At 71.0% G+C, this 14,955-nt stretch carries 11 protein-coding genes; 4 read left to right on the top strand and 7 right to left on the bottom strand.

All coding sequences use genetic code 11. From position 1 onward, the window contains the following. Window positions 1-36 precede the first annotated feature (36 nt). Complete coding sequence (locus ACTH43_RS09290; protein ID WP_441444626.1) at window positions 37-831, bottom strand: hypothetical protein; 795 nt, start codon at window positions 829-831, stop codon at window positions 37-39. 200 nt (window positions 832-1,031) lie between these two features. Between ACTH43_RS09290 and ACTH43_RS09285 the strand changes: the two genes are divergently transcribed. Beyond that, window positions 1,032-1,568, top strand: a complete 537-nt coding sequence (locus ACTH43_RS09285) for a peptidylprolyl isomerase (RefSeq protein WP_441444625.1) — start codon at window positions 1,032-1,034, stop codon at window positions 1,566-1,568. 120 nt (window positions 1,569-1,688) lie between these two features. On the opposite strand, the gene ACTH43_RS09280 is transcribed toward ACTH43_RS09285, so the two are convergent. From ACTH43_RS09280 to ACTH43_RS09270, 3 genes are all read right to left on the bottom strand, one after another. After that, window positions 1,689-2,876 (bottom strand): hypothetical protein, encoded by a 1,188-nt coding sequence (locus ACTH43_RS09280; protein WP_441444624.1) that lies wholly within the window; start codon window positions 2,874-2,876, stop codon window positions 1,689-1,691. 99 nt (window positions 2,877-2,975) lie between these two features. After that, window positions 2,976-3,746 (bottom strand): VIT1/CCC1 transporter family protein, encoded by a 771-nt coding sequence (locus ACTH43_RS09275; RefSeq protein ID WP_441444623.1) that lies wholly within the window; start codon window positions 3,744-3,746, stop codon window positions 2,976-2,978. A gap of 177 nt (window positions 3,747-3,923) precedes the next feature. Then, a complete protein-coding gene (locus ACTH43_RS09270; RefSeq protein WP_441444622.1) occupies window positions 3,924-6,185 on the bottom strand; it encodes an MMPL family transporter in 2,262 nt (753 codons plus the stop codon). 169 nt (window positions 6,186-6,354) lie between these two features. Here ACTH43_RS09270 and ACTH43_RS09265 point away from each other — a divergent pair, with 169 nt between their 5' ends. Both ACTH43_RS09265 and ACTH43_RS09260 read left to right on the top strand, forming a co-directional pair. After that, on the top strand, window positions 6,355-7,509 hold the full coding sequence (locus ACTH43_RS09265; RefSeq protein WP_441444621.1) for a DNA glycosylase AlkZ-like family protein: 1,155 nt from the start codon (window positions 6,355-6,357) through the stop codon (window positions 7,507-7,509). A gap of 366 nt (window positions 7,510-7,875) precedes the next feature. Further along, a complete protein-coding gene (locus ACTH43_RS09260) occupies window positions 7,876-8,793 on the top strand; it encodes a rhomboid family intramembrane serine protease (RefSeq protein WP_441444620.1) in 918 nt (305 codons plus the stop codon). Between the two features lie 837 nt (window positions 8,794-9,630). Here ACTH43_RS09260 and pcp read toward each other — a convergent pair. Further along, on the bottom strand, window positions 9,631-10,260 hold the full coding sequence (gene pcp / locus ACTH43_RS09255; protein WP_441444619.1) for a pyroglutamyl-peptidase I: 630 nt from the start codon (window positions 10,258-10,260) through the stop codon (window positions 9,631-9,633). A gap of 49 nt (window positions 10,261-10,309) precedes the next feature. Between pcp and ACTH43_RS09250 the strand changes: the two genes are divergently transcribed. Continuing rightward, window positions 10,310-10,975, top strand: coding sequence for a GNAT family N-acetyltransferase (locus ACTH43_RS09250; protein WP_441444618.1), 666 nt, complete (start codon window positions 10,310-10,312; stop codon window positions 10,973-10,975). Window positions 10,976-11,021: 46 nt separating this feature from the next. Here ACTH43_RS09250 and ACTH43_RS09245 read toward each other — a convergent pair whose 3' ends face one another. Together ACTH43_RS09245 and ACTH43_RS09240 are read right to left on the bottom strand one after the other, a co-directional pair. Next, entirely contained in the window at window positions 11,022-12,860 is a 1,839-nt protein-coding gene (locus tag ACTH43_RS09245) for an ABC transporter ATP-binding protein (protein ID WP_441444617.1), read from the bottom strand. Next, on the bottom strand, window positions 12,857-14,683 hold the full coding sequence (locus ACTH43_RS09240; RefSeq protein WP_441444616.1) for an ABC transporter ATP-binding protein: 1,827 nt from the start codon (window positions 14,681-14,683) through the stop codon (window positions 12,857-12,859). Before ACTH43_RS09240 ends, ACTH43_RS09245 begins: the two co-directional genes overlap by 4 nt. Window positions 14,684-14,955 lie beyond the last annotated feature (272 nt).

The raw sequence follows: 14,955 nt of genomic DNA, 5'->3' as shown, positions 1-14,955 counted from the left end.
GTGAGGCGCTCACTCGTGAAGCACCGAGGCGCGGACTCAGGAGTCGCCGCGGTGGTTGCCACGCTTCTCGTCGTCGGCTGAGGAGGCGTCCGGATCGGAATCGACCTTGACCTCCTTGGGCTCCACGTCGGAGGAGCGGTCCTCACCCTTCAGGGCCGAGGCGACGTCACCGGCATCGGCCGAGCCGACGGTGTCGGAGACGGTCGAGGAGTCGGACTCATTCGCGGCGGACGCCGGGTAGTGCGCACGGGCGAAGTCGGCGGGCGGGGCCCACGGATCCTCGACCGGACGGGTCTTCTGCCACACGACGTAGCCGGCGGCGGCACCCGCGGCGGTCAGGCCCAGGATGAGCAGCACCTTGCCGGCACGGCTCTTCTTGGGCTGCGGCGTCGGCTCGAGGACGGCCGAGCGGATGCTGCCCTGGCCCTTGTCGAGCTCCTTGCGGGCGGCGTCGACGGCGGCCTTCAGGACGGTGCCGGTGGTCTCGGCGGTCTTGCGGGCGCGCGGGATGTAGTCGTCCTGCACGTCGTGACGGATCTTGTCCGCACGCGGGCCGAGGTTCTGCGAGAACTTCTCCGACTGGTCGCGGAGCTTGTCCGACTGCTCGCGCAGCTTCTGCTGGGCCTCGGGTGCGTAGTGGTCGTACAGCTCGGTCGCACGGGTACGAGCCTCGCGAGCGCCCTCGGACACCACGGGGCCCACCTGAGCGGCGAGCTTCTGCAGCTCCTCGACGGCGTTCTGGGCGTTCTGGCTGGTCGCACTCGCGGCATCAGCCGTCTTCGCGGCGTGCTTCTTAGCCTTCTTGGCTTCCCGCTTGGTGGTCAGCGCCATGGGGTTCCCCTTTCGGTCGAATCCGTCGGGTCGGGCCGACGGTGGTCCCTGGGCCCGGACAGTCGGAAGACCGTCACGAACCCGTGTGGCACAACTCTAACGTGAGCGAGTCTGCACGCTCACAGCAGATGAGAAGAAGCAGAGGTGCGCGGTGCCCGTCCAGTCGGTCGGCCAGGCGTCCCATGTGGGAGGATGTCGCCATGTTTGCAACTCTTCACACCAACCATGGCGACATCCGCATGGAGCTGTTCCCGAACCATGCCCCCAAGACCGTCGAGAACTTCGTGGGCCTCGCTGAGGGCGCCCGCGAGTTCTCCGACCCGGAGACCGGCGAGAAGGTCACCCGTCCGTTCTACGACGGCGTCATCTTCCACCGCATCATCTCCGGCTTCATGCTGCAGGGCGGCGACCCGCTGGGCACCGGCACCGGCGGCCCCGGCTACAACTTCGATGACGAGATCTCGGAGAAGAACTTCAACGAGCCCTATGTGCTCGCGATGGCCAACGCCGGCAAGCGCCGCAACGCGCTGACCGGCAAGCCCTCCGGCACCAACGGTTCGCAGTTCTTCATCACCGTCGGCCCCACCCCGCACCTGCAGGGCAAGCACACCGTCTTCGGTGAGGTCGCCGACGAGGACTCCAAGAAGGTCGTCGACGCCATCGAGGCCGTCAAGACCGATATGCGCGACCGTCCCCTCGAGGACGTCGTCATCACCTCGGTGACCATCGAGAAGTGATCCCCCGGGCGCTGTGAGGCGCTCGCTCCCGCTCGGCGCCGTCGGCGTCCTCGCGCTGCCGGCCCCGGCCGGCTGCGGGGACACCGGCGGCGCTCCTGCACCGGCCGACGGGGCCGGCGGTCAGGCGATGGTGAGCGTGGCGCGGATCGGGTCGTAGACGTGATCGGACTCGTCGTCGAGGAGCTCCTGGAAGCGCGGATCGATCCGCACCGTCGCCTCCGCGGTGTCCGCCGGGATGCGGAAGGTCGCGAGGTTGTCCGTGTGGTCGCCGAAGATCTGGTCCTCCCCCTGCTCGGGCGGGACCTCGGTGCCGTCCTCGAGCACCAGCGCGATGCGGCTGAGGTCCTTCAGGGAGGCGGTGTAGTCCTTCACCCAGCTGAGCTGGACCACCGCGAACACCTCGTCCTCGTCCGCCCAGCCCAGCGAGCCGCCGTGGGACTGGCCGCCGACGATGAACGAGGTCAGGTACGCGGAGTCCACCGTGCCGCGCAGGTGCATGACGTCCCGCACCACCCCGTCGGGCACCTCCACGTCGAGCACCTGGGCGTCGGTGACCTCGACGGTCGCGGCCTCGGGGTAGAGGGCCGGGGCGACGGTCTCCACCAGGGAGCCGTCGATCAGGGACAGCTGCTGGACGCCGTCGTCGACCTCGGTGTGCAGCGTCGCCGCCGCGGGCGACGGATCGGCCTCGACGACCGCGAGCACCGCGCCGCTGAGCTCGGTCTCGTCCTCCCGGGCGCGGGCCGCGCCGCGCTCCACGTTCCCGCCCACCGCCAGCGAGATCGCGGTGGAGACGGAACCGCGCGGGGCGGGCTGCCACTCGGAGTCCGTCGACTCCCACGTGGCCAGCAGGAAGGCGCGGCCCTCGGGCGGGCGGATCGTCGTGGCGGGGGCGCCGGAGAGCTCCTCGTCGGCGTCATCGGCGGCGGGCGGCTCCTCGCCCGTGAGCCGGGTGAAGACCTCCGCCGTCAGCTCCTCCAGCAGCGCGGTGCCGGTGACGGTCAGCGCGGACCAGGGGTTGCGCAGCGTCGTCGAGTCCTCGAGGGCCCTGACCAGGTCCGCCGCGTCCTCGGCGTCCTCGAGGACGGTCGGCGCGAGATCGACGGTGGCGACACCGTCGGCCGCACCGGCGGTCGACGGGGAGGGCGCTCCGGCGCCGTCGGCCGCGCCGTCGCCGCCCGCCGGGCCGCCGCGGAGGTCGGGGAGCGGCAGCAGGCCGCACCCGGCCAGCAGCAGGGTGGGGGACGCGAGGAGCACGCCGCGGCGGGCGAGGGTCGCGGTCGGGACGGACGGGCGTCGGGACGTCATGGACCGCTTTCGATGAGGGGATGTGACCGCAGGTCAGCCTACCATCCTGTCACCCGTGCAAAAGTCGCAGGCAGCTCGTGCGGCGACCGTCGTGCCGGGTCAGCCGACCGCGACGCCCAGGGCGGCCCCGATCCCGTAGGTCACGACGATCGCGAGCAGGCCGCCGACGATCGTGCGGGCCGTGGCACGGCCGGCGTCGGCCTGGCCCAGGCGGGCGCTGACCATGCCCAGCAGCGCGAGGGCCGCGACCACCGCGGCCATCGTGACCGGCAGGCGCAGCAGGGGCGGGGCGGCGAGGATCGCGATCAGCGGGACGATGCCGCCGAGGGAGAAGGAGACCAGCGAGGCCGCGGCCGCGCCCCAGGGTGAGACGACCGCATCGTCCTCGACGTCGTGGCGGAACCGGGTGTGCGCGGCGAGGGCGTCGTGGCGCTCGAGCGAGGTGGCGACGGACTCGACGACCTCCTCGGGGATGCCGGTCTCGGTGAGTGCCTCGACCAGGTGGTCGTGCTCGGCCGCGGGGTCGGCGGCGAGCTCGGCGCGGGTGCGGGTGATCAGGGCCCGGTCGGTGTCGCGCTGGGTGGAGACGGAGACGTACTCGCCCATCGCCATGGAGAGCGCACCGGCGACCAGCGCGGCGAGGCCGGCGATCAGCAGCCAGCGGATGTCGGCGGTGGCACCCGCGACGCCGACGGCGAGGCCGGCCACGGAGACGATCCCGTCGTTCGCGCCGAGCACGCCGGCGCGCAGCCGGTTCACCTGTTCGGAGCGCGAGGTGCGCTCCTGGCCGTGGTCGCGCGGGGTGCGGGCGGTGTCGGCGGCAGCGGGAGCAGGGGTGCCGACGGTCGGGGAGGGCGCGGCGGACGCCATGGCCCGAGGGTGGGGTGAGGGCTTGTCCAGGAGTGTCATGCCTCCACATTACTGTTTGGACTTTGTCCAAACAAGCAAGGTGAGGCTTCGCTGACCTGCGATGATGGAAGCCTATCCTTACTGCGCTACGCACCGGGAGCCGTGCCGAACACCCGCCAGGTCCGGCACGGCGAGGGCTCACTCGCCCGCGGGCATCGCCGCCGGGCGGGAGGGCCACCACATGCGGTCCCCGATCAGCGCGAACAGCGCCGGCACCAGCACGGTGCGCACCAGCAGAGTGTCCAGCAGGACGCCCAGCCCCACGATCAGGCCCAGCTGACCGAGCACCACCAGTGGCAGCACGCCCAGCGCCGCGAACACGGCGGCGAGCACCACACCCGCGCTGGTGATGACCACGCCGGTGGAGCCCACGGCCCGCACCATGCCCTGCGTGGTGCCATGGAGCGCCGCTTCGTGGCGGGCCCGGTGGACCAGGAAGATGGTGTAGTCCACGCCGAGGGCGACCAGGAACAGGAAGGCCAGCAGCGGCACCGTCACATCCAGTGCGGGGATGTCGAACAGGAGCCGGCCCGTCCACAGCCCCAGCCCGATCGCGGCGACGGAGCTGGCCACGTTCACGCTCAGCAGCACCAGCGGCGCGATCACGGCGCGCAGCAGCACGATCAGCACGATCAGCACCACGGCGAGGATCATCGGCGCCACCACCAGCAGGTCGCGGAGGGAATCGGCGCGCACGTCCATGGCGCTCGCGGTGGTGCCGCCCACCAGGGCGTCGGCTCCGGCCAGGGAGTGCAGCGCCTGGCGCAGCCCCTCGGCCTCCTCGATCGCGGCCGGGGACTCCGGCTGGGCGGTGCCGACGGCGGAGAGCACGGCCCACCCCTCCGGCGTGGTGCCGGTGACCGAGACGCGGTCGATGCCCGGCACCGACTCGGCAACAGCGATCGCCGCCTCCACAGTGCTGTCGGTGGCTTCGCGCACCACGATCACGTGCGGCGCGCTCTCGCCCGCGCCGTAGTGCTCGGCCATCGCGGCGAAACCGATGGAGGACTCGTTGGCGGAGGCGAACTGCTCGTCCTGCGCGAGCCCGATCCGGGTGCCCAGGAGGCCGGTGGCCAGCACCGCCATCAGCAGCACCGAGCCTACTGCGGCCACGGCGGGCCGACGGGTGACCGTGCGGGCCACGGCCGCGAAGGGCCCGTGCTCGGCGTCGTCACGACGGGTGACGGTGCTCGCCGGGCTCTCAGAGGTCTCAGCGGCCCCGGCGCTCTCCGCCGTCGCGGGCCTGGGCACGAAGGGCCAGAACACGCGCCGACCCACGACGGCCAGCAGTGCGGTGAGCGGGAACAGCACGGCGACCAGTGCCACGAACAGGCCGGCCGCGGCGGCGACGCCGAGCCCACGGGTGGCGGGCATGACTGCGGCCAGCAGCGTCATCAGGGCCAGCACCACGGTGACGTTCGAGGCGATGATCGCCGGGGCCGTGCGCTTCCAGGCGGTGGCGAGCGCCGCGCGGTGATCGGTGTGGGAGTGCAGCTCCTCGCGGTAGCGGGAGATCAGCAGCAGGGCGTAGTTCGTGCCCGCCCCGAACACCAGCACGCTGATCACCCCGGAGTCGAAGGCGAGGGAGAACTGCTCACCGAGCATCGAGGTCAGCGCGCCTGCGGCGCCGTCGGCCAGCGCCACGATCGACAGCGGCACCAGCCACAGGATCGGGGAGCGGTAGGTCAGCAGCAGCAGCACGGCCACCACCGCGATGGTCACCGCGAGCAGGGTGAAGTTCGCGCCGTCGAAGGCGCCGCGGATGTCGGAGCCGACGGCAGGGCCGCCGGTGACGGAGACGGTGAGCTCGGCGGGGACGGACTCGTCGGCCGCGGCGCGCAGGTCCGCGATCATCGCGTCGATCGTCTCGTCGTCCGCCTCGGAGTCGACGGTGGTCATCACCAGATTCGCCTCGCCGTCCTCCGAGGGCATGGGGCCGATCGCCTCGCGCCCGGAGACCTCGGCGAGGTCGGCGCGCAGGGCCTCGACGGCGGCGGCGTCCTGTGCGGTGAGGTCAGCGCCGTCGTCGCGGGTGACCACGGCGAACACCGGCTGGTAGCGGCTGCCCTCCATGGTGTCGGCGATCGCCGCCGCCCGGGAGGACTCGGAAGTCTCCGGCAGGGCGTCCATGCCGGCGGCGGGGCCGGCGCCGCGCAGTCCGCCGGCCATCGCGATCAGCAGCGCGACGAAGACGGCCAGCATCACCCAGGCGGAGCGGCGGCCGGTGAGGGCGGTGGCGACCCGCTCGGCGAGGCGGCCGACGGGCCCGGTGGGGCCCTCGGTGACGGTCGGGTCGGCGGCGGACGGTTCGGTGACGGTCGGGTCGGCGGCGGACGGTTCGGCGGCCGCGCCGGGATCACCGGCGCGGGACCGAGAACGGGAGGACGTGGAGGTGGGCACTGTGCTTCCTTCTGACGAAGACCGCTGGTGGCGGGCGAGGATCGGGCTCGTGGTCGAGTGGTCTCCACGCTATGGACGGCGCCGTCGGACCGGATCAACCTTTCGATGGATCCCTGGTTCGCCCGATGGATCCCCGGTGAGCCCGGACGGCCGCCAGTACGCTCGTGCCATGACCCAGAGACACCTCGCGGGCGCCCGGATCCTCGCCCAGGGCCTGGTCGGTGCGCCCCGCTTCGACGACCCCGCTGCGGCGGCGCGTGCCTTCGGCGCCCACCAGGGGCAGGACCTCGCGGGGGTGATGGCCTCACTCGCCCTGCGCACCGGAGGAGAGGTCGCCGCGGTGCTCGCCGCCTTCGACCGTGGGGAGGTGGTGCGCGGCTATCCGATGCGCGGCACCGTCTTCGCCGTCGCCGCCGATTCCCTGGCCTGGCTCACCGAGCTGTGCGCCGCTGGTCCGCTGCGGGCGGCGATCTCCCGCCGCGGGCAGCTCGAGCTGGAGGACCATCATCTGGAGCGGGCTCAGGAGGTGCTCGAGGAGGCCGCCGGGGAGCAGTCCGTGCCGGGGGTCGGTCGCGGGGTGCTGCGCAAGGAGCTGATGGCCGCGTGGGAGGCGGCCGGGATCCGCACCGACCAGGGGCGTGGATACCATCTGCTGTCCGAGCTGATCTCCTTCGGCATCGCCGCCTACGGTCCCTGGCGCGAGGGGGAGACGGCCGTGGTGCTCGCGAGGACCTGGCTGCCTGCCGGCAGCGACCTCGAGGGTGCCTTCAACGGTGAGGAGACCGCGGCCGTCGCCGAGCTCGCCCGGCGCTACTTCACCAGCCACGGCCCCGCGGGGGAGCGAGACCTCGCCTGGTGGTCGAAGCTGCCGTTGACGACGATCCGCGCGGCGATGCCGCAGCTCGAGGGCCAGTTGGAGAGCGGGTTCGCGGACAAGGACGGCCGGCTCCACGCCACGGCCGACTCCGCTCGCGGCGGCGACGGGGAGCGGCTGTGGTGGCGGCCGGGCCTCGCCGAGGAGTACGCCGGGCAGGAGAAGGAGACGATGCGCGAACTGCTGCTGCCCGGCTTCGACGAGCTGGTGCTGGGCTACCGCGACCGGCTCTACCTGATGGACCAGGCACGTCACCACGCGCTGGTCCCCGGCAACAACGGGGTGTTCAAACGTTCCGCGCTGCGGCGCGGCGAGCTGGTGGGCGTCTGGTCCCGTGCGGGGACGGCCGGGAAGCGGAAACTCGTGCTCGATGAGCAGCGGCCCGTGAGCGCGACCCAGCACCGACGGTTCGAGAAGCTCTTCGCGGCGTTCCCGTACACCGTGGCGTGACGGCACTGTTCCCGGGCAGCACCACGGCGACATTGCTCCGGGGCGGCACTGCACCGGCCGGCACCACGTCGGCATCACTCCGCGGTGGCACCACGGCGACCTCGCGCGGGGACGCGGAAGCGGACCGAGGTCACTGATGCCATGCGAGAGACGGTGACATCATGTACATGATGTCACCGCTTCTCCGAGCGGTGCATGGGTCGCGGTGGGGCGAGTGCCCGGTACCTCAGGCACCGGTGCGCCGCGCACCGGCTCCTCGCGGGCGCCGCGCACGGTCTCTGCGCGGGAGTCGCGCACCGTTCCCTCGCGGGCGCCGCGCACCGTGCCGCTCGGGCGCGGCCCAGGCCCGCGTGGTGGAATGAGGGCATGGAACGACCCAGCTACGGCTACAGCGCCGAGGACAATCCGGATCCGCAGGCCCCGCCGGTGTGTCCCCGCCATCCCGATCGGGTGAGCTACGTGCGCTGCAAGCGCTGCGAGCGCCCGGCCTGCCCGGACTGTCAGCGTCCCACCTCGGTGGGGGTGCTCTGCGTGGATTGCGAGCGGGAGATCTCCCGGCAGCAGGCCTCGACCCGGCCACGCAACGCGATGGGTGCCAGCATCGGCAAGCGCACCCCGTACGTCACGTACACCCTGATCGGCCTGAACGTGCTGGCCTATCTCGGGCAGATGGTCGCCCCGCAGATCGTCGTGCAGCTGGGACTGTTCGTCCCCTTCCGCGCCGTGGTGATGCCGTGGACCTTCTTCACCGCCGGCTTCCTGCACGGCGGGATCCTGCACCTGGCGCTGAACATGTACGCACTGTGGATCGTGGGACAGTACCTCGAGCAGGCCCTCGGCCATGTCCGCTACTCCGCGGTGTATCTGACCTCGGTGCTCGGCGGGCACGCCGCCGTGTACGTGATCGCCGATTCGCTGGGCCAGTCCTGGTTCACCGGCACTCTCGGGGCCAGCGGCGGCGTGTTCGGCCTGTTCGCCGCGATGTTCGTCGTCAACCGGCACCTGGGCGGGCAGACCGCGCAGATCCTGGTGCTGATCGGGCTGAACCTCGTCATCACTTTCACCGTCCCCAACATCTCTTGGCAGGGGCACCTGGGAGGCCTGGTGGTGGGTGCTGCGGTGACCGCGGGGATGTTCGCCCTGCGCCCCAAGGCGGCGCCGGGAGCGGATCGGCAGGCCCTGGCCCGACGCTCCGCCCTCGTGCACGCGGCCGTGGTCTCGGCGGTGGTGGTTCTGCTGCTGGTGCTGATCGCCGTCAAGACACTGCTGGTGCTCGGGCAGTGACCCTCGCGCCCGACAGCGGGCGCGAGTCGAGCACCGGGACGGGCCGGGGTGGCGAACGGGCGGGGATCGCGAGGATCCGCCGACTGGCCGCCCCGGCCCGTTCGCGATCCGGGAGCCGTTCCGGCCCGTTCGCGATCCGGCCCCTCTAGCACGGGTCGGAGCCGCCCCGTGACCGGATCGGGGAACTACACGGCTGTGGTTTTCCCCAGATGTGGACGAGAATGGGGATAACTCTGCGGACGCTTGGGGATTTCACGTTCTTGCTGTGGATAACCGGGGTTCGGTTGTGGATAGACGGTGGGGACAGTCTGTGGGGTGCTCGACCGGCGTGCGCATGCTCACCGTTCTGCTCCCGGGCACGCAGCCTGCGGAGACGCCACCCCGCCGTGCGCATGCGAACTCGGCTACCGGGCAGGAACAATTCCATGACCTGCGATAACGCAGATGGCTGCGGGCTGGCGCGCGATCAGTTCGAGGGGTGCGCAGGCGAGCATCCTCCCCTGCCGACGCGGGCCGCGACACGCCCGGGTTCTCCGCTGTACCTGCGGAACTACATCTTTGTCATTCGTCCACGGCTGTGGAAAACCCTGTGGATATCTTCTCGGAAGGAGCGAAGGAGAGCTGTTTCCCGGCCGATGGACGCCGTGATGCACCAGTTGTGCACATCAGGAAGCGAGGGGCCGTCCCGATCTGGCCGGGCCGGTTGACATGAGGTGGTGAGGCCGGTGGAAGGCGGTGAACGGGACGCGAGGCGGTGAACGGACGCGAGGTGGTGGGCTGCGTCGGCGGGACGTGGGGTCCGATCGCGTTCCTTCCGCGCCCGGCACCCTCTCGGTGTCAGTGCTCGGCGCCGCCGGCGAGGGGCGCATCGACCACGGTGCGCAGCGCCACCTCGACCATGGCTACGAGCGCCCGTGCCGCGGTGGGGGAGCCGACGACGTCGGCCGCGGGGACGTGCACGAAGCCACCACGGATCCCGGCGAGCGCCTCGTCCGTCGCGAGGAGATGCTGGAGCGCGTAGAAGACGTCGTTGCACACATAGGTGCCGGCCGTCTGCGAGACCGCGGCCGGGATCCCGTCGGCCGCGAGCGCGGCGACCATCGCCTTGACCGGCAGGGTGCTGAAGTAGCCGACCGGTCCGTCGGCCGCGACCGGCTCGTCCACCGGGCTCGCTCCCGCGTTGTCCGGGATCCGCGCATCGCGCACGTTGACCGCGACCCGCTCCGGGGTGATTCCCGTGCGCCCGGCGGCGAGGCCGACGGCGACCACCAGCGAGGGCCGATGTGTGCGCACCGCGGCGGCGAGCAGGTCCCCCGCTCGCCCGAACTCGACCGGCAGCTCGAGGGTCACCACCGTGAGCCCGTCAGCGCGCAGCAGCGGCGCGGCGTCGCGCACCGACTCCCAGGACTCGTTCACCGCCGCCCCGGCGAAGGGGGCGAATCCGGTCAGCAGCACGTCGGTCGTCATGGGGACAGCCTAGGGAGTTCGCGGGCGATAGGGCCCTTATCCTGTGCCGATGACGGATTCCCCGAGCTTCCCGGACCTCGTTGCCCTCCATCCGCCCTTCGGCCTCGTGCTGCGCGCCGGTGATCTCACCCTGCGCCCGCTCGCCGATGCGGATCTGCCCGAATATGCCGCGCTGCTGCGTCGGCCGATCTTCGAGGATCCGGAGTCCCCGGCGAAGTTCTGGTGGTACCGCGAGGAGCCGGAGGTGCGTGTGCGCAACGCCCTGAGCTTCCAGTGGCGGCTGCGCAGCGGCATCTCGCCGGAGGAGTGGACTCTGCCGCTCGGGATCTGGGCAGGGGGCCGGCTGATCGGCTGCCAGGACCTCTCGGCCGTGCGCTTCGCCGAGCGGCGCACCGTCACCTCCGGCTCCTGGCTCACGCTCGATGCCCACGGCAACGGCTACGGCACGCTGATGCGGCAGGCGATGCTGGTCCTCGCCTTCGACCACCTCGGGGCGACGCGCGCGGAGTCCTCCGCCGCGGTCGGGAACGACGCCTCCTTCGGGGTCTCCCGGGCCTGCGGCTACGTCGAGAACGGCACTCACATGTCCACCCTGCCGGGACCGACGGTGCTCGAGCAGCGGTTCCTGGTGACCCCGGAGAGCTTCCGTCGGCCGAGCGTGCCGGTCCAGGTCGAGGGCGTCACCGCGCCGCTGCGGGCGATGCTCGGGGTGTGAGATCGCGGCAGCTGTCCCGGGGACGGCCGCCGCGATCTCACGCGCCTCACATCGAGTCCTGCCACGCCTGGTAGAGCGCGGCGAAGCGGCCGCCGGCGGCGACCAGCTCGGTGGGGGAGCCGTCCTCGACCACCTCGCCGCCATGCACCACCAGCACTCGATCCGCGATCATCACGGTGGTCAGGCGGTGGGCGATGATCAGCGAGGTGCGATGCCCGAGCAGCTTCGTCAGCCCCTCCTGCACCATCCGCTCGCTGGGGATGTCCAGCGAGCTGGTGGCCTCGTCGAGGATCAGCACCCGCGGATCGGCGAGGAAGGCACGGGCGAAGGAGATCAGCTGCCGCTGCCCGGCGCTGACCCGGCCGCCGCGCTTGTTCACGTCGGTGTCGTAGCCGTAGGGGAGCTTCTCGATGAAGGCGTCGGCACCGATGGCCCGGGCCGCGGCCTCGATCTCCTCCCGGCTCGCGCCCGGCTTGCCGAGCGCGATGTTGTCCGCGACGGTGCCGGAGAACAGGTACGCCTCCTGGGTGACCATCACGATGTTGCGCGTGAGGTCCTTCATCGAGATGTCCCGCAGGTCCACCCCGTCCAGCGTCACCCGTCCCTCGGTGGTGTCGTAGAAGCGGGCGATGAGCTTGGCGACCGTGGACTTCCCGGCACCCGTCTGACCGACCAGGGCGATCGTCTGCCCGGCAGGGATGTGCAGGTCCATCGGCTGGAGCACCAGCGGGCCGTCCTCGGTGTACCGGAAGGCGACGCGTTCGAAGTCCACCTGCCCGGTCGAGGTGGGCAGCGCGGTGGGAGTGCGGGACTCCTTCACATGCGGCTGCACGGCGAGGAGGTTCGCGATCTTCTCGAGCGCCGCGACGGCGGACTGGAAGGCGTTGTAGAAGTTCGCGATCTCGTCCACCGGCTGGAAGAACCGGCGCGAGTAGAGCACCAGTGCCACCAGCACGCCCACCTGCAGGTCGCCGTTCAGCACGCGGAACCCGCCCACCACCAGCACCGCGGCGATGGTGATGTTCGCGAGCACGCGCAGCGCCGGCTGGTAGATGCCGAACACGTTGATCGAACGCAGCGAGGCGTCGCGGTAGTCCTGGGCGAGGCGATCGAACTCCGCCTGATTGCGATCCTCCTTGCGGAAGGCCTTGACCGCACGGACCCCGGCCATCGCCTCGACGAAGTGGACGATCAGCCGCGCCGAATGGGTGCGGATCGCGCGGTACTCGATGCGCGAGCGCTTCTGGAACCAGACCGTCAGCGCCACGCAGGGGATCAGCATCAGCAGCATCACCAGGCCGGTCACCGGATCCATGGTCACGATCAGCACGATCGTGAACACCATCGACAGCGAGGCGCCGACCATCACGTTCACGCCCGAGTCCAGCAGCTCGCGCAGCGCCTCCATGTCGGAGGTCTGGCGGGAGACGATCCGGCCCGAGGTGTAGGACTCGTGGAACTCGAGATCCTGCTTCTGGGTGAAGCGGAAGACCTTGCGGCGGAGGGCCAGCAGCATCTTCTGGCCGACGACGACCGACTGGCGCACGTAACCGTAGGTCAGCACGCCGCCGACGATCGCGGCGCCGACGGCCAGCGCCGCCGCCTGGTAGGCCGGGGTGGAGTCGCCCGCCATCAGGGAGGGCAGGCCGTGGTCGATGCCCCAGGCGATGATCGCAGGCCCGGCCACGACCGCCAGCTGTGCGAAGACGACCATGATCGCCATCAGCACGAACTGGCCCTTGACCGGGGAGATCAGCTCGCCGAGCAGGGCGAAGGATCGCTGCCGGGACGCCTTGTTCTCCTCGGCGGTGTAGGACTGCTCCTCCGGATCGTTCTGGTCCGGCTGCTGGTTCGTCGGTGGATTCTGCGCTGCGGGGTTGCTCATCGGCCCTCCTCCTGGATCGCACGGAGCTCGAGCTCACCGGTGAGGGTCTCGATGTCCTGGTCGCGGCGTCGCTCCTCCTCCTGATGGGCGATCACCCAGCGGTAGCGGGCGGAGCTCGCCATCAGCTCGGTGTGGGTGCCGACGTCGACCACCCGGCCGTTGTCCAGCAGTGCGACCCGATCGGCCAGGGCCACGGTCGAGGTGCGGTGGGCGACGATCAGGGTGGTGGTGCCCGTGAGCACCTCGCGCAGGCGCTCGGTGACGGTCTCCTCAGTCCTGGTGTCCAGGGCCGAGAGCGGATCGTCCAGCAGCAGCACAGCGGGCTTGGCGGCGATCGAGCGGGCCAGGGCCAGGCGCTGCCGCTGCCCGCCGGACAGGCTCATCCCCTCCTCACCGATGCGGGTGTTCACGCCGTCCGGCAGGTCGTACGCGAACGTGGCATCCGCGGTGCGCAGCGCGAGGTGCAGCAGCTCCTCGGCCTGCTCCTCGCTGAGCGAGGCGTCGGCGCCCAGCAGCACGTTGTCACGCACCGAGTCGGAGAACAGGGTGGCGTCCTCGAAGGCGACGGCGGTGAGGCTGCGCAGGTCGGTGAGGCCCATGTCGCGGACGTCGACCCCGTCGATGGTGATCGTGCCGGAGGTGACGTCATACAGCCGCGGCACGAGCTGCAGCAGGGTGGACTTCCCGCTGCCGGTCACGCCCACCAGGGCCATGGTCTCGCCGGGCAGGATCTCGAGGGTCGCGCCGTCCAGGACGTCGGGCACATGGTCCGGGGCGTCCTCGTAGCGGAAGTGCACGTTCTGAAGCTGCACCGCGCCGGTCGCGGCGACCGGATCGATCAGGGCCGGTGATTCGGGGGAGGTGATGGTGTTCTCGGAGTCCATCACCTCGTAGTGGCGGTCCAGAGCAGTGGTCGCGTTCACGGCTTGGCCCAGCAGCATCCCCAGCATCCGCACCGGGCCCACCACCAGGGTGGCGGTCGCGAAGTACGAGGCGAGCTGACCGGTGGAGATGTCCCCCGAGGCGGTGAGATGCAGGCCCACCAGCAGTGCCACGCCGAGCGCGAGCTCCGGCAGCATGAACATGAACATGTCGAAGCGGGCGATCGCGGTGGCCTTGCGCACCTCGGTGCGGCGCAGCTCCTCGGCCTGCTCGGTGAAGCCCTCGAGGGCCGACGGGCCGCGACCGAAGGCCTTCAGCACGCGGATGCCCTGGACCGACTGCTCGATCGTGGTGGCGAGGTCGCCGTTCTGATCCTGCGAGAGGCGGGAGAGCACGGAGAAGCTGCGGTTGAAGCGGTAGGCGATGATCGTCACCGGCACCGCGGCGAGGAAGAAGATCAGCGCCAGGATCGCGGAGGAGCGGATCAGCAGGGCCATGCCCACGGTGATCGTGACGACGTTGGTGACGGCCATGATCATGCCGAAGGCGATCCAGCGGCGGATCTGGTTGATGTCGGTCATCATCCGCGAGAGCAGCTGACCGGAGCCCCAGCCGTCGTGGAAGGTGACCGGCATGTGCTGGACGCGGCGGTAGAAGCTCACCCGGATCTGCTTCTCGACCGTGGTCGAGGGCGCGACGGCGAAGGTGCGACGCAGCCAGATCAGGGCTGCCTCGACGATGCCCAGGGCCAGCACGATCGCACCGCCGGTCCAGATGGTGGCACCGGTGGCATCGACCTCGAGGCGGTTGACGATGAATTCGAGGACCTGCGGGATCATCAGCGCGACGATCGACGCCGTCATGGCGCTGAGCAGACCCAGATAGAGGCGGAAGCGAATCGGACGGACCGTCTGCCAGAGACGGCGCATGGTGCCGAGCATGGGGGAGAGAACCTCAGGGGGATCGGGGGCCCGACGATCGGACCAGAGGCTTAGCTTAGTCAACTATCCCGAGGAGAGGAACCCGTTAAGCGTATTCCCTGGGGGCGTGCCCCTCGCTCGCGAACGCCGCACCGGCCCGGCGAACCTCCGGTCAGCGGGGCAAAGGTGGGCCTATGGGGCGTTCTATCGCCCCACTCTGCAACGCTCGGAACAGGGCAGGGGGTCGGGCCTCCGGTCAGCGGGGCAAAGGTGGGCCTACGGGGCGTTCTATC

It is taken from the genome of Brachybacterium sp., from assembly GCF_052095815.1.
Lineage (GTDB): Bacteria > Actinomycetota > Actinomycetes > Actinomycetales > Dermabacteraceae > Brachybacterium.
This window is presented reverse-complemented; position numbering and strand designations above follow the sequence as displayed.